The 23,542-nt window shown below is 59.5% G+C and carries 20 protein-coding genes; 7 read left to right on the forward strand and 13 right to left on the reverse strand.

What is annotated here, in order from left to right; all coding sequences use genetic code 11:
* Position 1 precedes the first annotated feature (1 nt).
* The 6 genes from C486_RS04275 to C486_RS04300 form a co-directional block, all read right to left on the reverse strand.
* Positions 2-1,048, reverse strand: a complete 1,047-nt coding sequence (locus C486_RS04275) for an ABC transporter permease (RefSeq protein ID WP_049910141.1) — start codon at positions 1,046-1,048, stop codon at positions 2-4.
* Positions 1,041-2,288 carry an ABC transporter permease gene (locus tag C486_RS04280; protein WP_008453408.1) on the reverse strand — a complete coding sequence of 416 codons (1,248 nt, stop codon included), beginning with the start codon at positions 2,286-2,288 and terminating at the stop codon, positions 1,041-1,043. Before C486_RS04280 ends, C486_RS04275 begins: the two co-directional genes overlap by 8 nt.
* Complete coding sequence (locus tag C486_RS04285) at positions 2,285-3,928, reverse strand: ABC transporter ATP-binding protein (RefSeq protein ID WP_008453410.1); 1,644 nt, start codon at positions 3,926-3,928, stop codon at positions 2,285-2,287. The genes C486_RS04280 and C486_RS04285 overlap by 4 nt, the downstream gene beginning before the upstream one ends.
* A 4-nt stretch (positions 3,929-3,932) precedes the next feature.
* Positions 3,933-4,982 carry a BMP family lipoprotein gene (locus C486_RS04290; protein WP_008453413.1) on the reverse strand — a complete coding sequence of 350 codons (1,050 nt, stop codon included), beginning with the start codon at positions 4,980-4,982 and terminating at the stop codon, positions 3,933-3,935.
* A gap of 119 nt (positions 4,983-5,101) precedes the next feature.
* Entirely contained in the window at positions 5,102-6,505 is a 1,404-nt protein-coding gene (locus C486_RS04295) for a phosphoglucomutase/phosphomannomutase alpha/beta/alpha domain I (RefSeq protein ID WP_008453414.1), read from the reverse strand.
* 79 nt (positions 6,506-6,584) lie between these two features.
* On the reverse strand, positions 6,585-7,223 hold the full coding sequence (locus tag C486_RS04300; protein ID WP_008453417.1) for a MaoC family dehydratase: 639 nt from the start codon (positions 7,221-7,223) through the stop codon (positions 6,585-6,587).
* 260 nt (positions 7,224-7,483) lie between these two features.
* Here C486_RS04300 and C486_RS04305 point away from each other — a divergent pair, with 260 nt between their 5' ends.
* The 7 genes from C486_RS04305 (at position 7,484) to C486_RS04335 (ending at position 13,645) form a co-directional block, all read left to right on the forward strand.
* Positions 7,484-7,804 (forward strand): AbrB/MazE/SpoVT family DNA-binding domain-containing protein, encoded by a 321-nt coding sequence (locus C486_RS04305; protein ID WP_008453419.1) that lies wholly within the window; start codon positions 7,484-7,486, stop codon positions 7,802-7,804.
* Positions 7,801-8,286 carry a hypothetical protein gene (locus C486_RS04310; protein WP_008453421.1) on the forward strand — a complete coding sequence of 162 codons (486 nt, stop codon included), beginning with the start codon at positions 7,801-7,803 and terminating at the stop codon, positions 8,284-8,286. Before C486_RS04305 ends, C486_RS04310 begins: the two co-directional genes overlap by 4 nt.
* Before the next feature lie 42 nt (positions 8,287-8,328).
* Positions 8,329-8,874 (forward strand): poly(R)-hydroxyalkanoic acid synthase subunit PhaE, encoded by a 546-nt coding sequence (locus tag C486_RS04315; RefSeq protein ID WP_049888172.1) that lies wholly within the window; start codon positions 8,329-8,331, stop codon positions 8,872-8,874.
* A complete protein-coding gene (phaC, locus tag C486_RS04320) occupies positions 8,871-10,226 on the forward strand; it encodes a class III poly(R)-hydroxyalkanoic acid synthase subunit PhaC (RefSeq protein ID WP_008453425.1) in 1,356 nt (451 codons plus the stop codon). Before C486_RS04315 ends, phaC begins: the two co-directional genes overlap by 4 nt.
* Before the next feature lie 112 nt (positions 10,227-10,338).
* On the forward strand, positions 10,339-11,082 hold the full coding sequence (locus C486_RS04325; RefSeq protein ID WP_008453427.1) for a beta-ketoacyl-ACP reductase: 744 nt from the start codon (positions 10,339-10,341) through the stop codon (positions 11,080-11,082).
* 173 nt (positions 11,083-11,255) lie between these two features.
* Positions 11,256-12,725, forward strand: coding sequence for a sugar transferase (locus C486_RS04330; RefSeq protein WP_008453428.1), 1,470 nt, complete (start codon positions 11,256-11,258; stop codon positions 12,723-12,725).
* Positions 12,722-13,645: an NAD-dependent epimerase/dehydratase family protein gene (locus C486_RS04335; RefSeq protein WP_081704349.1), complete on the forward strand. Its 924-nt coding sequence runs from the start codon at positions 12,722-12,724 to the stop codon at positions 13,643-13,645. The genes C486_RS04330 and C486_RS04335 overlap by 4 nt, the downstream gene beginning before the upstream one ends.
* Before the next feature lie 105 nt (positions 13,646-13,750).
* Here the strand turns inward: C486_RS04335 and C486_RS19985 are convergent, their stop codons facing one another.
* The 7 genes from C486_RS19985 to C486_RS04355 all read right to left on the reverse strand — a co-directional run bounded on the left by C486_RS19985 (position 13,751) and on the right by C486_RS04355 (position 23,522).
* A complete protein-coding gene (locus C486_RS19985) occupies positions 13,751-14,851 on the reverse strand; it encodes a glycosyltransferase (protein WP_008453431.1) in 1,101 nt (366 codons plus the stop codon).
* Positions 14,852-14,950: 99 nt separating this feature from the next.
* Positions 14,951-16,543, reverse strand: coding sequence for an O-antigen ligase family protein (locus tag C486_RS22165; protein ID WP_241432462.1), 1,593 nt, complete (start codon positions 16,541-16,543; stop codon positions 14,951-14,953).
* Positions 16,540-17,697 (reverse strand): glycosyltransferase family 4 protein, encoded by a 1,158-nt coding sequence (locus C486_RS04340; RefSeq protein ID WP_241432463.1) that lies wholly within the window; start codon positions 17,695-17,697, stop codon positions 16,540-16,542. Before C486_RS04340 ends, C486_RS22165 begins: the two co-directional genes overlap by 4 nt.
* A gap of 1 nt (position 17,698) precedes the next feature.
* The gene (locus C486_RS19995) at positions 17,699-18,991 is read right to left on the reverse strand and encodes an oligosaccharide flippase family protein (RefSeq protein WP_275039788.1); all 1,293 of its coding nucleotides are present in this window, start codon (positions 18,989-18,991) and stop codon (positions 17,699-17,701) included.
* A gap of 226 nt (positions 18,992-19,217) precedes the next feature.
* Positions 19,218-19,481: a MarR family transcriptional regulator gene (locus C486_RS20000; protein ID WP_187290142.1), complete on the reverse strand. Its 264-nt coding sequence runs from the start codon at positions 19,479-19,481 to the stop codon at positions 19,218-19,220.
* A 650-nt stretch (positions 19,482-20,131) separates the two neighbouring features.
* Positions 20,132-22,588: a hypothetical protein gene (locus tag C486_RS04350; protein WP_008453440.1), complete on the reverse strand. Its 2,457-nt coding sequence runs from the start codon at positions 22,586-22,588 to the stop codon at positions 20,132-20,134.
* Positions 22,589-22,694: 106 nt separating this feature from the next.
* Complete coding sequence (locus tag C486_RS04355) at positions 22,695-23,522, reverse strand: undecaprenyl-diphosphate phosphatase (RefSeq protein WP_008453442.1); 828 nt, start codon at positions 23,520-23,522, stop codon at positions 22,695-22,697.
* Positions 23,523-23,542 lie beyond the last annotated feature (20 nt).

Raw genomic sequence — 23,542 nt, forward strand, 5'->3', positions numbered from 1 at the left:
GTCAGTCCTCGCCGGACTCGTAGTGGTCGCCGGCGGCGTCGGGCAGTCGGGTACGCCCGACGAGCACGAGGACGACGATGACGGACATGTGCGGGATCGTCCGGATGAGTTCCGTTGGGATGGCGTATCCCGCGGCCTGTAGCCCGCTTTGCATCGAGTTGAGCCCCGCGAAGAGGAACGATCCGAGGAGGGCACCGATCGGGTGGTAGTTCGCGAGCAGATAGGTCGCGATCGCGATGAACCCGCGACCGTTGATTACGGTGTCGCCGGTGCCGGCGAACGTCCCGAGGGTCCCGAGACCGAACCCTGCACCGCCGAGTCCGGCGAAGACGCCCGAGAGGAGGACCGCGGCGTAGCGAACCTTGCGAACGTCGACGCCGGCCGTATCCAGCGCCTTCGGGTTCTCGCCGCTGGCGACGACCCACCTGCCGAAGGTCGTCCGGGAGAGGAGATACCAGCCCGCGACGGCCCCGGCGAGCATGATGTACACCTGCGGTTCGGTGTCGAACAGGAGGTAGCCGACGACCGGGAGCTCCGACAGTACCGGGACAGTCACGTTCTCGAACCGCGTGATGTTTGCGGTGTTGGGACTGTCGAAGAGGATTCGTGAGGCAAACGGCGCGAGGCCGAGCGAGATGAGCCAGACCGCGAGGCCGGCGATGATTTGGTCGGCCTCGAACTCGAGGCAGACGATCGCGAAAAGCAGCGCGAAGAGGACGCTGACGAGGACGCCGATCAGCATGCCCCACCACAGGTTCGGCACGCCGGCCGTCGCGCCGCCGTCGCCGAGCCAGTCGACGACGACGATCGCGCTGAACGCCGAGACGATCAGCAGTCCCTCGATGCCGATGTTGATGACGCCGCTCTTCTCGGCGAAGATGCCGCCGATCGCCGCGAGCGCGATCGGGACGGCGAATCGAAGCGTCGACGTCTGCCAACTCGCCGGCGTCGCCCAGAGGACGACCAGGACGGCGGCAACGCCGCCGACGGCCGCCGCAAGCGGGCGCTGTTCGAGGGCCGCCCGTGCTCGATGGAGCGAGTTACGCATCGTCGTCACCTCCGTCATCGACCCCCGCGTCACCGCCGTCGGCCCGGGCGGGTCTCGCCGCGTCGACGGTGATGTACCGCCGTCCGAGCAGGCGGAAGAACTCCGGCATCGCGACGAAGAGGATGATGAAGCCGGTCAGGATCCCGACCAACTCCGGCGGAACGTCCGTCGCGGTCTTGATCGAGTTCCCGCCGCTATCGAAGATGCCGAACAGGAACGCCGCCGCGCCCACGCCGATCGGACTGTTGCCGGCCAGTACTGAGACGGCGATGCCGTCGAACCCGAGCGACGGCACGTTCTCGAGCCAGCGGCCGTGGACCATCAACACCCAGAAGGCACCGCCGATTCCGCCGAGCGCTCCCGACAGGGTCATGCTGGCGACGGTCATCCGTTTCTCGTTGACGCCGCCGTAGGCGGCCGCTCCCGGCTGGATACCGCTCGTCCGGAGTTCGTAGCCGAACGACGTCCGAGCGAACAGCCACGCGATGCCGATCATGAGCGCGACGGCGAACGCCAGCGCGAGCAGGGAGAAGTCCATCCCACCGCCGAAGCCGCCCGGGATGGTCGGTATCTCGGCGTACTCCGGGACCGGTGCCGTCTGCGGGTTGGGGCTGTTGGGGTCCTGGAACTGCCAGGAGAGCAGCGTCGACGTGATACCGACCGCGATGATGTTGAGCATGATCGTCGTGATGACCTCGTTGGCGTCGGCGTAGGCTTTGAGCGCGCCCGGAATCGCACCGTAAACCCCGCCGGCGAGCGCGCCCGCGAGAACGCCGAGCGGAATGAGGACGAGGGCTCCGATGAACCCCGTGGGAACGACCGCCGCCGCGTAGACGACGGTAACGGCCGTCGCGAGGCCGCCGACGACCAACTGCCCCTGCGTCCCGATGTTGAGCAAGCCGGCGCGGAACGCGACGGCGACCGACAACCCCGTGAAGATCAACAGCGTCGTCTGCTGGAGCGTCGTCGCGAGGCTGTAGTTAGTGAGCGTCCAGCCGCCTTCGAGAGGGTGACCCAAGGCTCCGAGGAACAGTTCGTAGTAGACCTGCATCGGGTTGTAACAGAACGTCGCGCCGCCCAGCTCGAGGCCGGTCCGACAGGACGCGAACGCCCCGGAGACGAAGACGAGGACGCCGCCGATGAGGACGGCGGTCACCAGCGCCGCGAGGCTGATGACGAGTCGGTCGACGACCGACGACCGAGCGAGGCGCTCGGCGAGCGACTCGAGTCGGTCCCTCATCGTGACTCACCCGGGTTGGGATGGCGGTCGGCTTCTCCATCCGGCCGTTGGCCGGCCATGCGCAGTCCGAGTTCCTCCTCGGTGACGGCGTCGGGGTCGGTGACGTCGATGAACTCGCCTTCGTACATGACCGCCAGGCGGTCCGACAGCGATCGGATCTCGTCGAGCTTCGAGGAGACGAGCAACACGGCGACGCCCTCGCGCCGAAGCTCGAGCAGGCGGTCGTGGATGAATTCGGTCGAGCCGATGTCGACGCCGCGGGTCGGATGGGTCGCGACGACGAGCGAGGGGTCGCGCTCGAACTCGCGGCCGACGATGAACTTCTGCTGGTTGCCACCGGAGAACGACCGTGCGTCCGCGTTCGCGTCCGGGGGTCGAACGTCGTAGGTCTCGATGATCTCCTCGGCGTGGTCGCGAACGCCGGGCCAGTCGATGCGGCCGCCACTGGCGAACCGCCCCGATCGCTGACTCCCGAGGACGCCGTTTTCGACGAGGTCGAAGGGCATGACGAGCCCGCGCTCCTGTCGGTCTTCCGGGATGTAGGCCATCCCGTTCTCGATGCGGCGGCGGCGAGACCACGTCGTGATGTCGTCTCCCGCGTAATTGATCCTTCCCTCGTCGGGGAGTCTGAGGCCGGTGATCGCCTCGATCAGTTCGGCCTGCCCGTTGCCGTCGACGCCCGCGATGCCGAGGATCTCGCCGGCGCGTACGTCGAGGTCGATACCGGAGACGACCTCGACCCCGCGGTCGTCCTCGACGGTGACGTCTCGGGTCGAGAGAACGGTGTCGCCTGTCTCGACCGGGTCTGAGTCGGCCTCGAGGATGACCTCCCGGCCGACCATGCGCTCGGCAAGCGCCTCCCGGTCCGTCCGGTCTGGATCGACCGTACCGACGGACTCCCCGTCCCGGAGGACGGTGATCGCGTCCGCGGCGTGGGTCGCCTCCTCGAGTTTGTGCGTGATGAAGATGATCGTCTTCCCCTGGGCGGTGAGTTCCTCGAGGACGTCGTAGAGGCCCTCGACTTCCTGGGGCGTGAGGACGGCGGTCGGTTCGTCGAGAATGAGCACGTCCGCACCGCGGAACAGCGCCTTGAGGATCTCGACGCGTTGCTGGACACCGACGCTCACGTTTTCGACGGTGGCGTCCGGGTCGACCTCGAAGCCGTATCGGTCACAGAGGTCGCGAACCTCGCGGTCGATACGGTCCCGATCGACCGCCATCCCGAACCACTTCGTCGGTTCGTTCCCGAGTGCGATGTTCTCGGCGACCGTCATGGGATCGACCAGCATGAAGTGCTGGTGGATCATCCCGATACCGGCGTCGATGGCGTCCCTGGGCGAGTCGAACGTGCGTTCCTCGCCGTCGATAACGACCCGTCCCTCGTCGGGCCGGTAGAGCCCGTACAGGACGTTCATCAGGGTCGTCTTGCCGGCACCGTTCTCCCCGAGTAAGGCGTGTACGGTTCCGCGCTCGACGCGGAGATCGACATCGTCGTTCGCGACGACGCCGGGGAAGCGCTTGGTGATGCCGTCGAGGTGGACGGCGAGGTCACTGTTCGTCCCGTCGAGAGCGGCAGTATTCGTCTCCACCGCTGCGGTCGGTCCAGTCCCGTCAGTCGTTCCCGGTTCGGGCTCACTCATGCGATTAGAGTTCGCTTGGGACGTCTATCTCGCCGTCGATGAGTGCTTGTTTAGACTCCGCGAGGGCGTCTTTGATGTCCTGGGGGATTTCGGCACCGAGTTCGTCGCCGTAGACGGCACCGACCCCGTCCTGCTCGAGTCCGAGAGCTTCGACCTTGCCGCCCTCGAACGCCCCGTTGACGCCGGATCTGATGGCGTTGTAGACCGCAGTATCGACGCGCTTGACCATGCTCGCGAGGATGACATCGGCGAAGTCCGCGTTGGAAAGCGACTGGTCCTTGTCGACGCCAATCGCGAATCGGCCCTCGTCCCGGGCGGCCTGAAAGACGCCGACACCGGTGCGGCCGGCCGCGTGGAAGATGATGTCCGCATCGTTGTTCTGGTACATCGATCGGGCGGTCGACTGCCCGCGGCCCGTCTTGTTGAAGTTACCGACGTACGACGAGACGACCTCGGCGTCGTCGTTCGCGTACTCGACGCCGGCGCGGAAGCCGGCTTCGAACGACTCGATCAGGGGCGTTTTGGTCCCGCCCACGAAGCCGACGGTGCTGGCATCGGGGTTCGTTTCGCCGGCACCGGCGGCGAACTCGCGATCGGTCAGGAGGCCGGCCAGGTGACCGACCTGAAACGACCCCTCCGGCTCGTTGAACGTGTAGCTCCGGACGTTGTCCGCATCGACGACCTCATCGACGATAATGAAATTCTGATCGGGATACTCGGGGGCGTTTTCCCGCAGGGCTTCCGCTTGCGCGTAGCCGATGCAGTTGATCAGGTCGAAGTCGCCCTCGGCGAAGGTACGCTGTGCGTTCGGGAACTCGCCTTCGTTGCCCGGCTCGGTCTTTTCGTACGAGAGATCGAACTCCTCGAGCGCCTTTTCGAGTCCCCGCTTGGCCATGTCGTTGAACGAGTCGTCGCCGGTCCCGCCGGTCGCGTACACCATGCCGACTCGATACTCCGCGCTGCCAGCGTCGCCGAACCCGTCCACGCAGCCGGCGATACCGGCGAGCCCGACTGCGCTTGCACCCTCGAGAAATCGTCGTCGGTTTCGCGTCATGAGGCGGGCTAGCGTAGGGTGTCGATATATACCCGTCGAAACAGTAGAAGTCGACTGGACGGCTGGCGCGACCTTCTTCGGGCTTTCAACCGGCGATCGACAGCTGCTGGCCCAGCCGCCTACGCGGTTTCAGTGACCGCCGTCTCGATGACGGCACGCGCCTCGGCGACGAGTTCGTCGACGGAGTCACTCTCCGCGTAGAGGCGCACGTAGGGTTCGGTGCCGCTGGGTCGAACCAGCAGCCACGACGCGTCGTCGAACTCGAGGCGGACGCCGTAGTCCGTGTCGACCGCCGCGTCCGGGAATGCCTCGGGGAGCGCCGACTCGAGCGTGGCCATCGCGTCGGCCTTGGCGGCGTCCGGGCACTCGACGCTGACCTTTCGGTAGGGGCGTTCGGTGACCGGCGCGCGGAGGCGATCGGTGTCGCCGGCGTCGGCGACGAGGGCGGCGACGACCGCGGCGCTAGCGACGCCGTCGATCCAGCCGCCGAAGGCGGTGTGGATGTGTTTCCAGGGTTCGGCGGCGAAGACGATCTCCGTCCCGTCGGCTCCGGCGGCGCGTTCGCGGGCGATCCCCTCGTGGAGCGCGCCCAGTCGGACGCGTTCGACGCGACCGCCCGCCGCACGGACCCGCTCGTCGATCCGGGCGGAGGCGTTGGGGGTCGTGACGACCACGGGATCGTCGGCGTCGCTCGCCGCCGTATAGTGAGCCGCGACGACCGCGAGAACGGTATCCTCGTGGATCACGTCGCCGTCGGGACCGAGGACGACAAGTCGGTCCGCGTCGCCGTCGTGGGCCAGCCCGAGATCGAAGTCGCCGGTCGCGGGTTCGGGTCCCTCCGCGAGGAAGTCGGTAAACGCCGCAAGCGTCTCCGGCGTGGGCTTGCTCCCACGGCTAGGGAAGTGGCCGTCGACGGAGGCGTTGACCGCGACGACCGTTGCGCCGAGGCGCTCGAGGACCTGCGGCGTCGCGAGCGCGCCGACGCCGTTCCCGCAGTCGACGGCGATCCGGAGCCCCGCAAGGGGGGCACTCGAGTCGGCGTTCGCGTCTGTCCCGAACCGTTCCCGAACGTAGTCCTCGACGGCGGACCGGTACGGATCGAGTATCGAGAGGTCCTGTGCGTCGCCCCACTGGTCCCAGCGAGCGAGGCCGGCGTCGTCGCGTGCCACGTGGTCGTCGATGGCCCCTTCGGCGTCGCTGTCGTACTCGACGCCGTCCGCGAAGAGCTTGATGCCGTTGTCCGCGGGGGGGTTGTGACTCGCGGTGAGCATCACGCCCCGTCGTCCCTGCGAGGCGAACGCGAGCGCCGGCGTCGGTACCTGGCCGACGCGGCGGACGTCCGCGCCGGCGCTCTCGAGGCCGGCTGCCATCGCCGCCGCGAGTGCCGGCCCGGTCTCCCGGCCGTCACGACCGACGACGAACGTTTCCCCGGGGTCGCCCGCTGCCTGGCCGACGGCAAGCGCCAGCGACGGCGAGACCTCCTCGACCGGGCCACGGATTCCTGCAGTCCCAAAGAGCGTCATAGCCGTCCGTTCCGCGAGGAGCCACTTAGCGATATTGCACTCGTCGCTTGCGGGGCAAAACGGGGGCCCGATGCGACGACTACTCGGCGGGCAGGTCGTCGATCAGGACGACGGCCTCGCCGTCGATCACGGTCGCGTCGTCGTCCTCGTCGCGGACGAGCGTCTCGAGTCGATACTGGTCGTTGCCCAAATTCTCGACGATCTCCACGCGGGCGGAGACGCGGTCGCCGATTCCGACGGGGCCGCTGAACTCGAGGTCCTGGGAGAGGTAGATGGTGAGCCCGGGGAGCCGAGCCAGCGCGGCGCTGATGAGACCTGAGACGAGGGTGCCGTGGACGATGCGCTCGCCAAAGCGGGTCTCGGATGCGAACTCCTCGTTGAGGTGGAGTCGGTTCGTGTCGCCGCTGACTGCGGCGAATGCCCGGACGTCCTCGTCGGTGAGGGCCTTCTCGAAGGTGACGGTATCGCCGACGCTGATCCCGTCCGGATCGTCGACGGTCCGGTCGAACTGCCAATCGAGATCGGAGTAGTCGACCGACGGGATCGGCGGGGCGATCCGGTCGGGCTCCGCGCTGGAGTCGCCGTCGGTCGGCGGAAGCATCGCGGAGACGGCGGCACGGTTCGCCGCGGTCGCAGTTCGAAGAAACCCTCGCGTCATAGCCGACCACGCGTTCGTCATGGCGGCGAGGTTGTCTTCGCCAGCGTTCTGGTGGGACATCTACGAGCGGCTAGGCGTGGTGCGTATATGACTTCTTTGGCTCGCTCAAGAGCGTTTTACCGCACGACAGAGCCAGTAATACCGTATTAGTGCCTCTCTTCCGACCCCGTTCGTACTTCAAATTGAACTGTCACGTCCGGCAGTCGGTCTCGCCTGCCGGCCGATCGATCGAGGCGGCCTGGTACACCCTGTACCATCTCGTGGTCTCAAATGGTATCTAGTGGAAAGTCTTATTATGTCTGCGAGCCAACGTGCTGTTGATGACGGACGACTCCGACCGGTCGACCTGGTTCCCACCTGCGATGTTCACGGAACAGATGCAGGAAGCGGGCGAGCAGGTCGCCGAATCCCAGCAGGAGATGATGAAACAGTTGCTGCAGGCCACGTCGGCGAACCCGCTCGAGAACACGTCGGCGTTCGGGCCGATGAACATGGGCACGGCGACGTTCAAGGCCCGCGTTCAGAGCGGCGGTCGGATCAGCATTCCCGGTCCCGAACGGGAGGCCCTCGACATCGAGGAGGGCGATATCGTCCAGACGATCGTCGTCCCCGTCAAACGTAACCGAGAGGATCACTCATGACGCAGAACCCATTCACCGCAGTACTCGACGCACAGCGCACCGCACTCGAACAGTCCCAGCGCCTGACCCACGACGCGCTCGAGGCCCAGCGGACCTCGATCAGCGCCTTCGCCGACGCCGTCGAAACCTCGAGTTCGCTGGCCGAATCCAACGCCGAGTTGACCAAGGGCACGATCCACGCCTCCCTCGATGCGCTCGAGGCGTCCCTGCCCGAGGAGGCCGCCGACTTCGGCGAACTCCGCGACCTCGTCGACGACGGCTTCGACTCGGCCACCGAGGCCCAGTCGCAGTCGATCGACGCCTACCTCGAAGCACTCGAGGAGTCGGAAGTCGCCTACGAGGAGTTCGCCGCCAGCTACTCCGAGGTCATCGATACCTCCTTCGACGCGGCACTGGAAGCCCACGAGCAGGTTACCGAGAACGTCAATGCCGTCGCCGAAAACGTCGACGAGGCCGCCGACGAGTTCGACGTCTCGGCGTAAATCCGGGCCCAGCTTTTTATCGTTCACCGCCAATTTTCACCCATGTCAGATTCACAACCCCCGATGCAAGACTGGAACGCGTTCGCCGAACAGTGGAACGAACAGTTCCTCGACGCGCTCGAGGACAATATGGAAGCCCAGGCACAGTTCGTCGAGAGCTGGTCCGAAACCGTCGGCGAGGTCAGCGAGGATACCGAACTCTCCGACGGCGTCGAGGGGTACGCCCGCGCCTACGAGACATGGATGAACGCCTCCCAGCAGATGGTCGACCGGATAAACGACCAACTCGAAGGCGAGGACGTCGACATCGAGGAGTTCCGCGATATCTGGCTCAACACCGCCAACGAGGCGTTCAAAGACGTCATGTCGACGACCGCGTTCGCCAAGATGACTGGCGAAACCGTCGGCGACGTCCTCGAGTTGCAACAACAGGCCGACGAGGCAGCCCAAGAAACGCTGCACTCGCTTGGCTTCGCGACGCAAGACGATGTCGTCGAGATCGGTGACCGCCTCGTCGAACTCGAACGCCGCCAACACGCCGTCGAACAGAAACTCGACCGCGTTCTCGAGCACCTAGACGAGCAATGAACAACCCCTTCGCAACCGCACTGACCATGCAACGACAGGCCTGGGAGGCGACCGCCGACTTGGCCGAGAAAACCCGGATCGCCCCCGACCGAACCGACACCGTCGAGAACGTCGACGTTGGGCAGACGCCCAGCGAAGTCGTCTACGAGGAGAACAAACTCGAACTCCTCCACTACGAGCCGATGACGGAGGAGCAATACGACATCCCGATCCTCATCGTCTACGCGCTGATCAACAAGCCCTATATCCTCGATCTGCAACCCGACCGCTCGGTGGTCCAGACGCTGCTCGAGGCCGGCTTCGACGTCTACCTGATCGACTGGGGTGAGCCGTCCACACTGGACCGCTCGCTGTCGATCGACGACTACGTCACCCGGTACATCGACAACTGCGTCGACGTGGTTCGGGAGCGATCCGGGCGGGACTCGATCAACATCCTCGGCTACTGTATGGGCGGCACGATGTCGGCCATGTACGCTTCGCTGTACCCCGACAAGGTCGAGAACCTGGCACTGATGGCCTCGGGACTGTGCTTCGCCGGCGACGGCGGCGTCCTCGAACTCTGGGGCGGCGAGGAGTACTACGATCCCGAAGTCGTCACCGAGACGTTCGACAACGTCCCCGCCGGGTTCTTGGATGTCGGCTTCGCGTTGATGGACCCCGTCGCGAACAACGTGACGAAGTACGTCCGCTTTTACGACAACATGGCGGACGAGGACTTCGTTGAGAATTTCGCGCGCATGGAGCGATGGCTCGACGAGGGGATCGACATGGCCGGCGCGGCCTACGAGGAGTTCATCCGCGACGTCTATCAGGACAACAAACTCTACGAGAACGACCTCACTCTGGACGGGGACCACGTCGACATCAGCAACATCGACATGCCCGTCTTACAGATCGTCGCGGAGTACGACCACCTCATCCCACCGGCGGCCTCGAAACCGTTCAACGACGTGATCGCCTCCGAGGACACCGACATCCTCGAGTTCGCGACGGGCCACATCGGAATGTCCGTCTCCTCGCGCAGCCACGAGGAACTCTGGCCGCAGGTCTGTGCGTGGTTCGCGGAGCGCTCGAACGGGACCGAAGGCGAAACCGACTCGGAGACGCCCGACCCCACGACACCGGACGAGATGACCGTCGACGAGGCGGCCGCATCCGGGATCGACACCGAACCCGCCGATCTCACCGAGCTGCGGGGCGTCGGACAGGCGTACGCCGAAACGCTCACCGCGGCCGGGATCGAGACGATCGACCAGCTCGCCACAGCCGACGCCGCCGACCTCGCCACCGAGACCGACATCTCGCCGAGCCGACTCGAGGACTGGATCGAGCAGGCACGGGAGCGGTAGTCGAGTCGAGGCGACCGTCGGCTGTGGGCTCGGGACCGCGGGTTCGTATCGGACGGACAGGATGGATAACTAACAGGTCGTTATTTATCATCGGACGTTGAACGTGTGAACTATGTCCATGGATGGTCGTACCTGCGTTATTACGGGCTCGGCGAAGGGTATCGGTCGCGGGATCGCCGAGTACCTCGGCGAAGAAGGGGCAAACGTCGTGGTCAACTACCGGACTTCCGAGGGTGCCGCCCACGACGCCGTCGACACCATCGAGTCCGCCGGCGGCTCGGCCGTCGCCGCACAGGCGGACATCTCCGACCGTGCCGACGTCGAGCGGATGGTCGAAGTCTGCCACGACTCCTTCGGCCCGGCGGACGTCCTCGTGAACAACGCCGGCATCACCGCCGACAAACAGTTCACCGAAATGTCCCGCGAGGAGTGGGACCGCGTGATGGATGTCAACCTCGGCGGCATGTTCAACTGCACCCAACTGTTCTACGACGACATCTGGAACGCCGAGGAGGGCCGGCTGATCAACATCTCGAGCGTCGTCGGGAAACAGGGCAACTACGGCCAGGCCAACTACGCCGCCGCGAAAAGCGGCATGTTCGGGTTCACGCGAACCATCGCCCTCGAACTCGCCAAGGGCGGCTCGACGGCCAACTGCGTCGCGCCCGGCTTCACCGCCACCGACATGCTCGAGAGCGTCCCCGACAAAGTACTCGATCGGATCATCTCGGGCATCCCGCTCGAGCGGCTGGCGGAAGTCGAGGACATCGCCGCAGTCGTCCGGTTCCTCGCGAGCAAGGACTCCTCGTACGTGACCGGCGAAGTGATCGACGTCAACGGCGGGATGGACCTCTAACGCGGGCCGCCGTCAGCCGCCGACTACGCCACAACGGCTGTCGCTCGCGTCGCTCCCGAGGCGGTCGGCCATCATCACGGTCGCCACAGAGCCACAATTACTATATAGCCGCTCGTCGTCGCAACAGCAGTTCCAAAGGGTATATGACCGTGTAGTTCCCTTTCGATTACCAGATGCTTACCGGCTGGCGGTATCGGCTCGCAAGCGCGACCGGGACGGCGGCACTCGTCGTCATCGCGGTGCTCGTCGCGAACCACCCGGTCTCTCAGAGCGCGTTCACGACGGTCGTTCCCCTGTTCAATCGGTTAGAACCGACGATCCTCGATGGCCCGTCGCTGCGACGGGCCATCGCGCTGAGCGTCTTCGCGGTCGGGGGCGCGGCGTGGCCACTCTATAAACCCCGCCCTCGACGAATCCTCGATACAGTCGTCCTCGTCCAAAAACGGGTCTTCGTCGGGGGCTTCATGCTCGCGACGCTGGGCTACTTCAAGTGGTCACACCGGCTTCCCCGGGCGACGCTCGTGATGACCGTCGGTCTGGTGGCGGTCGTTCTCCCCGTCTGGTTTCTGCTGATTCGCGCCAGACCGACCGACGACGACGGCCGGATCGTGATCGTCGGCGACGACCCCGCACAGATCGCGCGGGTCACGCCGGCCGTGGACGCGCCCGTGATCGGCTACCTCTGCCCGACGGTCGCCCGACTCGCGACATCGGCGGCACCCGCGGACAGTCCCACCGAGCCAATCGCCGACGGTGGGGTCGAACTCCGCCACGACGACCCCGAATTCGCGGACGAAGCCGTCCAGTCGACCGTTCTCGACTCGATGACGCGTCTCGGCGGTCTCTCCCGACTCGAGGACGCGCTGGTGGCACACGATATCGACACGGTCGTGCTGGCGTTTCGCCACGCCGACCGCGCCGAATTCTTCGGCGCGCTGGATGCGTGTCACGAACACGGCGTGGACGCGAAAGTTCACCGCAAGTACGCCGACAGCGTGCTGGTGTCGGAGGGAGATGTCGGCGCACTCGTCGACGTCGATCTCGAGCCGTGGGACCCGCTGGATCATCTGTTCAAGCGGCTTTTCGACGTGGCGTTTGCCGGTGTCGGGTTGCTCGTGTTTGCGCCGTTGATGACAGTGATTGCAGTCGCGATCAAGCTCGACAGTCCCGGACCAATATTCTACAATCAGGACCGTACCGCTGGATTCGGGGATACCTTTCCCGTGTACAAATTCCGCTCGATGATTCCTGAAGGGGAATCGGCCATACCCATCACCGACACGGAAAACGATCGAATCACACGCGTCGGGTACTTCCTTCGAAAGACACATCTGGACGAACTCCCGCAGTTGTGGTCGATTCTCGTCGGGGATATGAGCGTCGTCGGCCCGCGAGCCGTCTGGACCGAAGAGGAATTGCTTCTCGAGGAGGACGCCCCAGCGTGGCGCAAGCGCTGGTTCGTGAAACCCGGACTGACCGGCCTCGCACAGATCAACGACGCGAAAAGCACCGATCCGAACGCGAAATTACGCTACGATCTTGAGTACATTCGACGGCAGTCGTTCTTGGTCGATGTGAAAATCGTCATTCGGCAACTCTGGAAAGTCGTATCCGATCTCTTCAAATTGGCTTCTGACGACTGAATTCCCAGGCCGATCTGCCGTACCCGCTAAGTATTCACCTTCTCGTCGCTGGCGATGTCGGCTCTCTCGGATGTAATATCTCGAGTGCCCTCGTCGCCGACAACGAGGTCCGCATCCTCGATGATCTCTCGACCGGTTCCCGATCAAACGTCCCCGAGGGCGCGACGTTGATCGAGGGTGATATCAGAGACGATGACGCGCTCGACCGAGCCACCGCTGATATCGACATCATCTTTCACCACGCAGCGCTGATCAGCGTCGAAGCGTCCATCCGCGATCCCGAACGAACCCACGATGTCAACGTCACCGGGACCGTGAAGCTACTCGAGCGCGCACGCGACGAATCCGCGCGGTTCGTGTTCGCCTCGAGTGCAGCTGTCTACGGCCACCCGGACACGGTGCCGATTTCGGAAGACGCGCCCCTCGAGCCGACGTCACCGTACGGTCTCTCGAAGCTTGCCGCCGAGCGGTACGTCCGACTATACGCCGATCTCTACGACCTCAGTGCCGTCGCACTTCGCTACTTCAACGTCTACGGTCCGGGACAACTGGACGGCGATTACAGTGCCGTCATCAGTGTCTTCGTCGATCAGGCAGCGGCCGGCGACCCGATCACCGTGGAGGGAGACGGCTCGCAGACGCGCGACTTCGTCCACGTCGACGATGTCGTCCAAGCGAACCTGTTGGCGGCGACAGCTGAAGAGACAGGGACGTTCAACGTCGGCACAGGCGAGAGCGTTTCCATTCTCGAACTCGCCGAAATCGTTCGGGACCTTTCCGGTTCGGACCCGGAAATCACCTACACGGAAGCCCGTGCCGGAGACATTGATCGGAGTCGAGCCAGTGTTTCTAATATCGAGTCGAGTCTCGGGTTTGAGCCGTCACTTTCGCTCGAAGATGGATTAAGAGAAATAATCTAACTCATTGAATGATAAATTCTCTGTCGGTGACACTACAGACATTAGTTTGGGGATTAAGACTACCCATATCATTGCCCATAATTGAGATAAATAGTCTGATTAGGTCTATTCATACACGTCTTCATAAATATCCTGCATGTTCTTGAGCATTTTTCCACGGGAGAAAAGCCTCTCCACACGCTCTCGTGCCTGTTCCCCGTATAGTTGACGAAGATTTTCATTTTCGATGAGTGTATTCATTGCCGTGGCTAATGCTGGAGTGTCACGCGGTGGAACTGTAATGCCTGTTTCACTATCTTGGCTCACCCATGGCACTCCTGTCGGAAGCGATGTGTTCACAACTGGTGTCTTCCGTGCCATTGCTTCAAGTTGAACGATACCAAACGCTTCACTTGCTTCTACAGAAGGGAGGACAAAGATATCCGAAGAACGGTATGCGCTTGCGAGATGAGCATCCGAGAGACGTCCAAGAAACTGTATCCGATCGTCGACGTTTTGGTCTCGGGCCCGCTGTTCAAGTTCTGATCGACGCTCGCCGTCTCCAACAATGAGCAATGTTGCATCAACCGACTGCATCGCATCAACAAGATATTCTACCCCTTTGTAGTAATTGAGACGGCCTACAAATAGGATAATTGGTTCTTCTGAAGCAATGTTTAAGTCTGCGGGGTTTTCAGTGTCGATAGCATTAAGATCGACTGACAGAGGAACGATCTTACACTTTTCTTCGTAGGGCTCAAGCACGGTGGAGTTGTCAAGCAATCGCTGTGAAGTGACGAGAATACGATCAACTCTATTAAGAAAACGTCTGAGGATGGGGAGATATACTTTTAGTGCCGTCTTTTGACGGATAATATCGCTATGATAGGTAGCAATAATTGGCTTATCACCGGTACCAATAGTGAGTTGCGAGACAGTCGAAAGCGGATTTGGGAGATGATGATGGACAATATCTGTATCACGAATGGCTGTTCGAAGTCGTAATGGAAACGATGGTGCAATTGGAACTGATTGTACGACTCCAAGACTTGATGTTTTTGTTACTTTCACTCCGTTGTGCTCTCCCGAACCTCCAATACCTCGCGGCTGTGCTGCTAGAACGCGAGTTGTGTATCGTGGAGGAAGTCCTTCAGCGATATTCTTAACGACCTGCTCGATACCTCCAATTTGCGGATAGTAGAATTTATTGACCTGTAATATATCCATGGTTGGTGAATTTACGGAACTAACTCCTATTAGATAGACAATCTACAAAAAGAATTCGATATGCGTGGTTATTTCGGAATTATCCAACGGAACACTATGCTATTGGTCACCATTGACCAATGTTGCACAAATCGTGTAGAATGTGAAAGACCCCACAATAGAATTAAAAAGAAGGTGGTCCCAGAACATGAACCCAAGGTAACCAAGAACTCCTGCAAGAACGGCGATTTGGAGTGGAATTGTGTCTGTTGTGATAACCACCTTTTGCATTCCTTGCCATAGAATCGTAGCCAAGAAACTCATATAAAGAACGAAACCGACGAATCCAGTTTCGGTAAGTAAGGAGAGATAGATATTATGTATCGGCAACCCGTCAGTAAGGCCATATTTTTGGCTGGTATCTGCAAAGTTTGCACCACCAATCCCAAATATCGGTTGTTCAATAAAAAGTGAGATTCCTGTTGTATACTGTTGAAGCCGCGGGCCAAGGTTTGATAGATCGAACATTGGAATCGAAATGTCAGATGGTTCTACTGCTGAACTACTTTCTGTTGACTCTTTTTGAGCAGTTTGTTCTTCCGTAGATTGAGAGCCTTGTTGGGGTAGTTGCTCACTCGGTGTGCCAGACATAGTCGATGGGAAAAGAACAATACCTGTACACAGAATCATAATCGTAAGAAAAATCGCTAATGTGCGGCGGTTCGTACTGACATTCTCCTTTATTAACATGATTAGCGTTAGTGTGGAAAACACACCTATAGCTAATAATGCTCCCCCTCGTGCAGCATCACTAGCAGTAAATCGGAGTACGAGGATAAGAATCAATGCTGAGGCCGCACCTATAATTTGAATACGCAGGGATCCCCCTAACAGGGATGACAGTACGAACGGTAATACCAGTATAATTATACTCGCAAGGATAAACGACATACCCGAAAACCCAGAAACAAATGTACCGACTGGTAACGTAATCGATCCAAACGTAATTTCCGCGATTTGGTCAGTATACTCCGGCGATAATTCACCAAGATTTGTAAGTCCATAGGAGTCCCCGTGAAAGATCTCCGTAAGGGCGAACACTGAGTTAGCTAAGACAGAGATAGATACGAGAATCATTGTTGTTCTTGGAGAGACTGGAAGCATCTGATGAACACGTCTTACGGCCGCAAATACAAGTCCCCCCCAAAAGACAAACAATGCAAAATATAGGGCAGTATCAAGGCGAGTAGGTTGCGTTACCACAGATGCAAGGATTACCCATCCAACGAATATTCCAAGGAATAATTCACTTTTGTGTACTTGAAGGAACTGCTCTTTGTCTCGAACAAAGAGCACAAATAGGAGTATAAAGAGAGGTATATGAGCAAACCAGATACTAGGTCCGATATCCCTTGTCATGCTCATTAGGTATCCGCGTGAGGACAGAGGGATATTTGCAGCAAACATCATAGATACAATCAATGAGACATACACTCCAATGGCCACCCTCCCGATAACGAGCGCAGTCACACCGTAAATAAGACCAATAATTACTACCCAACCAAGTGTTGGAAGTGGTGTTACTAATGAGAGAAATGGGGTAAACACAGTTAACCCGATTGAGAGAATAATGCAGAGAGTATACGCATCTCGCTCTGCTGTTTGGTGGGTATTAAATAGCGGAAAGCGATCCAAGTACTCAATTTTCATCATGATACCACCTCGTCAGTAATTTGCTTAATTTCGTACTGGAATCGAGATCGTCCGAAGTTCTCATCAATATTTGGTAATTTTTGTTGAACGCTCTTCTGCTTCTCTTCACTTCTCAAAATAGATTCTATCTTTTGGACCGCATCGTCAACCGAATCGTACATGACATCATCACAGTGACCAACGACCTCCTGTTGTCCACCCCCCTGAGGCACAAACGGAATAGTTCCACCAGCAATAAGCTCGGCGACGGCGATACCGAAGTGCTCATGATCCATTCCGTGGAGACCATATTTATGTGTCGATATTAATTCAATCAGTCGGTCACGACTTACCTCACCTTCGTGGTGGATAAACTCATACTTTTCACACTTTCTCATAACTTTGTCACAATAGCTTTCTGAAAAAGGTGATGAATACCTATCCATTTTAGGGCCAATTATATGATAATGTACATCATCATTCCTCTTATGTAGTTTTGATATTATATTTATATTTCTCAATATGTTCTTTTCTGGACTGATTCTTCCTACGGTTACAAAGCCGTTCTCGCGACTTTCCCAGTCTAGTGGATCAAAGTCAGAAGTATCTACTGGTGGATATACCGTCCGCGAATTCACACCTAGTGCCTTATCCACCTTATCCCCAGTCCAATCAGAATTAGATAAATATTCTGTATTTTCTTTATTCCCTTGTAGTGAGGGTCCAACTACGTCACAGACCCAGTCATAAGCAGAATAAATGGATGTTGAAAAATCATCTGCGTTCGGATGAACATTTCTATCAGTGTATGGGAAATGTATATATTGAATAGATTTGCAAGGAACTCGTAGCTCATTATATGTGCTGAAGAGTAAATCGTATTTATCTCCTAAATTATTATTAATAATATATGATTCTAAAAATGCCATTTTTAGTTTCCCAAACCGGTTTTTTGGTAACCGATGTGAAATTGCACTTAGACCATCAATCAACCGTATATTTATATTGGTAACAGATGTAGCATAGTACTTGTTCAGATCAGTGAAATCTGGGTCGCTGACCGTAAGAAGATCCACATCATGCTTTTCTTGTAGCGCTTCTAAAACATTCATGCAAACTAATTCACCTCCACCTTTCGCCATTAATGTGGGGTGAATGATGAGTATCCTAGCCATACTAAATTATCGCGTTGAGCATCTTTCTTACCCGTACTACTTCACCACTTCGGAACTCACCGAAGGCTAAAAGGACCAAGAAATAGATAATTCCTCCGATAATACCAACAAGACATAGAAATATGTCTGATAAATTTGATATGTATCCAAAATATCCGATGAACGACATAATACTGCCTGCGAAAAAGACACGAATAATTGTGTTTCGTGGAATAGTCCAGGAAACTGTTTTTCTTGACATTACGTATGCAAAGCCGACGTAGATCCCCGAGCTCAAGACTGTAGCGAATGCAGCACCCACGTACTCATATGGCGGAATCAGGAATATATTTAGGACTATGTTCGAAGTCACAGCAAGTATGACTCCGCCAGTCATAATGCCTGTTGACTCATACAATTCTAACCCCTTATGGCCAATCATAGCAAGATTCCAAAGGAATAATGACACTCCGATTATTGGAATGATAACAAATCCTGATTGAAAGGATTCTCCAAGTACAGTTCTACTAAGTGGGCGGCTAATAATACCAGCAAAAATGGTAGCGGCAACCCCGAGTATTAAATAATATCTACTGTATTCTGCGATCAATGATGAAACCGTTTCATGATTTTCTCCATCCCATTTATCCATAATAATCGGATGCAGAGTTTGGATGACTGGTGAAAGTACTAAGGGAAGCCCAGTTTGTACAAGAGAGTAATTGGATGAATAGATTCCAACATCCGATGTCGTGGACAGCAGTTCAATCAAGGCTCGATCTGCAAATGTAAGTAATGTCAATCCGAATAACCATCCAACCATTGGAAGTCCATACCAAACTAGTCGGCGAGCAGTATTGGAACTAACAGTCAATTCATCTATATCGATCTTGATGAACATAACAAGAACAGCGATAATGCTCCCTATTGCACTACCCCAGATCCATCCAACAATATTGTCAAAAACATATATAGAAAGGACGATTCCAATACTAAGTTTAAGTACTGCCTTCAATAATGAATACAGACTAACCTGTTTTGACTTTAACTGTGCTTGGAACACTGATTTTAGTACACGGAATGCCCCAATACCGATAGTTGCAGCAACCGCGGCTAGGTAGAAAGTCCGGTAGGACCTCAAATATCCTCCAAAGAATACGAATAGAACCACTCCAATTGTGAGAATAATACCTGAAATAAGAACAAGAATAGTGATTGCGACTGGAACAACTTTCTTTGAGTCAGATTCAAACCGCAGTACGGCTTGTTCAAGCCAACCAAACACTGCTGTCGAAACGACTGTAACAAAAACAATTGTTAATTAATATTGGCCATATGCAACAGTACTAAAGATTCTAGTGTAAATCACGAGGGAAACCAAACCAAGGGCTGCTGGAATGAACTCAGCTAGTGTATAAAAACCAAAATCTTCTATAAACTGGGATATAATATTCGAATTCGAACTCTCGTCGCTCATTGTAGATATATATTGAGGGGGTGTCTTACGATTATCTGTTGGGAGTAAGACTACGGTTAGACGGTCATTCTTTATCTAATTTAAGTGCACTACCATCAAGATCACCGTTGAGATACGCACGGCCAGTATCAGTAAGCCGGTATAGTCCAGTCGTGACTGACTCAAGTAATCCAGCCTCGGATAATTTCCCGCACCGTTTGCTCACGTACTGGCGATCGTAATCGATGTTGGCGGCCAACACTCGCGGAGAAGTTTGGATGTCGTGCTCGTCAAAGAACAGCATAATCTCGTAATCAACCGGTGCCATCCAGGAAACCCGCTCAACCATCTTTTGCAGTTATCCAGACCCAGGAGGGAAAATTGGTACTATCCCTGGGGAACATAACCATGTACGTAGAGAAATAGAATCTACGTACGTGGTTGAGATTGTATTGGTGTGATGGATAACTGAAAAATATGAGTACTGTGATCTGGAATCGATTGAATTCCGAAAATACACTTCAAAGACGTGTTGTGCTAGTTATCGACACACCCGCTTCTTCGTTGCAGACGATGACTGATAACAATTCTCGAGATCATAACGATCCCGACCGATCGAACGAACCGCCAACCGACCAGCCCGACCGCGCGACATGATCATCGTCGACCGACCGCTCTGACAACCGTACGGCCGGCTATTGTATGGCCCTGATCCGGACCAATCACCTGGTGAATGGCTTACTTACCCATCTCGAGCGGGACGCCGACCTCGACGACGAGGCGACCAGGCGCTGCAAGCGCCACCTATGCGAGAGCAGGGCCGAGGCGACGCGGTGCGCGTGCTGGTGGCCGTCGAGCCGCGGCCGGAAATTGAAGCCGTGCCGATGGTCGTCGATCGGGGAACGGGGACAGTTGTCCCATCGCGGGCCCGAGCCGGACGCGTTCGAGCGCCGACGGGAGCGGTCCGAGTCCGACAGACCCGAGTGAGAAAGCGGCCGCTTACGCGCCAACTGCGACCGAGCGTCCGTCCAGCACGTCGCCCTTGGTGACGGTCGCCGTTCGGTTGCCGATCGCGTACTCGCCGGCGTACGGGACCGTTACCGTCGCCTGTCCGCCGTCGTCGATCGTCGCCCGTCGTTCGTACGTGATCGTCTCACCCGAGACGGAGACGGTCGTCTCGACGGTCACGGTCGTCCCTGGCTCACCGGGCACTGTGAGCGTCGCCCCGGGGACGACGGCGAACGCTGCGACATCGTCGGCGACGGAGAGCGCCTGGTAGTGGACGACCCCGTCGGTGTCGGCCCCGCCTGCGCCCTGATTCTCGAGCAAGCGCGCCTGTGCACTGTCGGCCGGGACGTCTTCGTCATTGGACTCGGTTACGACGACGTAGCCGACCCGCCCATTGAACGTGTCGTACCAATCATCCGGATCGGTACCGGTGACGAACGCTTCGTAATTGTTCTGGGCATACGAGTATCTCTGCGACTCGCCGTTGACGAAGTGGTTGTACATCCGGTTGTCGCCCCACTCGCTCAGGACGTAGGTTTTCGGATAGGTACGGTCCGCGGCCTCGGCGTGGTCGTCGATCGCGTCGACCGCCTCGAGTTGGGCTTCGCTGTAGGTCACGTCCGCCGTCAGGCTGGGGACGTAGACGAGACTCAGCCCGAACACAAGCAGGCCGATGCCGAGCAGGTAGGCGATCCGTCGGCCGTCCGGTATCGCAATTGCCGGCTCGAGCCCGCCGTCGGCGGCCACCGCCGGTTCGGCGTCGGAGCGATCCAACGGACCCGGTTCCGAATTACCGACCGAAACGGGCGGCCGGGCCAGGTCGACGACTGCGAGCAGTCGGACGAGCCCCAGGCCGGTGAGGACGGCCAGCGGAATCGCGAGCTGGCCGGCGAATCGCACTTGGATGGCCGCGAGTCCGAGGAGGGACCCCGCGTAGGTACCGACGAGCAACCAGCCGGGTTCGTACCGCCGGGAGACGAGCCACGCGACCCAGCCGAGCACCGCCAGCGCGATGTAAAACCCCATCCCGAGCTGGTAGAGCGGCCCGAAGATGACGAAGTACTCCGTCGAGAACAGCGAGGCCGTCTCGGTCGCACCCTCACGGAAGAACAGATCGTCGGCGCGGGCCATTGCTTCCACCCAATCCTCGGGTTGCAGTCGTCGAAACGCGAGCAGCCCCGCGACGGCGACACCCCCTTCGAGGGCGAGCAGTCCGCCGAGATGAACGGATAGCCGCCGCCACAGTTCGCCGAGCACGGCCACGGCGATCGACCCGGCGAGCACCAGCGTGGGCGTCGTCGCGACGAACTCCGCGTGCCAGCCCCAGCGGTGGTGCAGGACAAGCGAGAGGACGCTCCCGACGGCCAGCCCGGCGAGCAGCGGTAGGTTCGCGCGCATCGGTGAGAGACCGGCTCGAGCGTCCATCGCGACCCGTAACGCGACGTAGCCCGCGAGCGGGACCAACAGGAGCGGCGAGCCGCCCCAGGCGTGAACCCCGGCGGTCACCGAGAGCCCGAAGGCCGCGGCGACGAGCCACGTCGCGGGTGCCCGGAGGTGGTCGCGAACGGCTGCCCGCCCGTCATCACCGGTCTCGAGTCGCCGCTGGAGGTCGACGGCGAGTCGCGTCAGTGTCAGGATCGTAATCCCGAGCCAGAAGTATTGATGGAGTTGGTGATCCAGAAAGCCGAGTCCCGTGTAAACCGCGTTGATCGGCGTGACGGCGAAGACGAGGACGGACGCGACCCCGACGCGAGCGTCCCGGGTCAGCGAGACGGCACACGCGTAGATCGCGACGCCGAGCGCGACCGACGCGACGACGGGGAGCCACGCCGCGACGGTGTCGGCTGCCCCCTGTCCGCCGCCGAGCAACTCGGCGACGATCCAGTTCGTCGCATGTGCGAAGGGGCGCGTCCCGAAGACACCGGCCGGCGAATCCACGAGGACGCCGTAGTCCAGCGGTCCCGAGGAGTCCGCGACCAGCGTTTCCATCCAGTAGCGGAAGTAGTAGGGATCGTTACCGGGCGAGACGACGCGGCCGCGCTGAAAAACGGCCCGAAACGCCGTCGCTCTGGCACCGGCGACGACGACCAGTGTCCCGAGCAGCGCGATCATCGCTCGCGGATCGATGGCCGTCCGGACCCATTCGAGTCCGCCCGCGCGGTCGGCCGGCTCCGGCTCGCGGTCCGCCGTGAGTTCGTCCCCGGTCAGGGCTGCCTCGACGACCGCGGGGTCCGCAACGCGATACCCATCGGCGGCGTTTTCGACGATGCCGCTCGAAACGAGTTCGCCGAACGTCCCCGAGTCCAGCTCGATGTCGTCGAACGTCCAGGTATCGTGTTCGCCGTCGGTCGCGAGGACGGTCTCGAGCACGTGGTCACCGTCCTCTCGGGCCTCCAGGAAGGCCCTCGTCGCGTCGGCGATCGCCCTCGAATCGCTGTCCTCGGCCATTGGAACTCAAATTCGGGCAGATGGCCATGATAGTTACGCTCTCTTCGAGCCGTCGACCGACGGAGGGCGGACGGGTCCTCGAGTCGCGGCGGCTCCGTGCCGGCGCTCAGACGAACGCGGAGATGACGCCGCCGCCGACGATCGCGAGTCCGCCGAGGCCGAAACAGACGACCCAGAAGGGCACCCGGTCGACGACCCGCATGAGGGCGTCGATCGTCCAGTAGCCGACGACCGAACTGACGCCGAGCGCCACGAGGGCTGCCCCCGGTGAAATGCCCGGCAGGCCGCCGGCTTCTGTGACGGTCAGCGCGGCCGCGCCGAGGCTTGCGGGGATCGACAGCAGGAACGAGAGCCGGAACGCCGCCGGCGGATCGTAGCTCCGGAACAGCAACGCGCTCGTCGTCGTCCCCGAGCGGGAGATACCCGGCAGGATCGCGACGCCCTGGACGGCCCCGACCAGGATCGAGTCGAGCAGCGTCGGCGCGTCCCGGCCGCCCATCGAGACCGACTCCGAAACCAGTTGGAGGAGTCCCGTAAGGACCAGCAGGACGCCGATGAGCGCGATGAAGACGCCGCCGGAGACCCGGCCGGCCAGATCGACCGCGGTCAGGTACAACGGGATGCCGACCACTCCCGTCATGAACGACGCCACGACGACGTACGAGGGGATGGCGTTCTCGCCGCTGTAGGCCGTTCCGGGCCGCCACCCGGGCACCGCTCGGAGAGCCGTCGCGATGTCGTCCCGGTAATAGAGCGTCGCCGAGAGCGTCGTCCCGACTTGTAGGAACAGCGCCAACTGTACCGCGTTCGCGGGGTCGGTCCCTGCGAGCGTCAGAAACAGCGAGAGGTTCCCCTGGCTCGAGACGGGGAGCCACTCGACGATTCCCTGGACGATGCCGGCGAGTATCGCGACGATGAACTCCGCGCGGGTCACTGGTGGAACTGGGAGAACGC

The sequence above is a fragment of the Natrinema gari JCM 14663 genome (assembly GCF_000337175.1).
Lineage (GTDB): Archaea > Halobacteriota > Halobacteria > Halobacteriales > Natrialbaceae > Natrinema > Natrinema gari.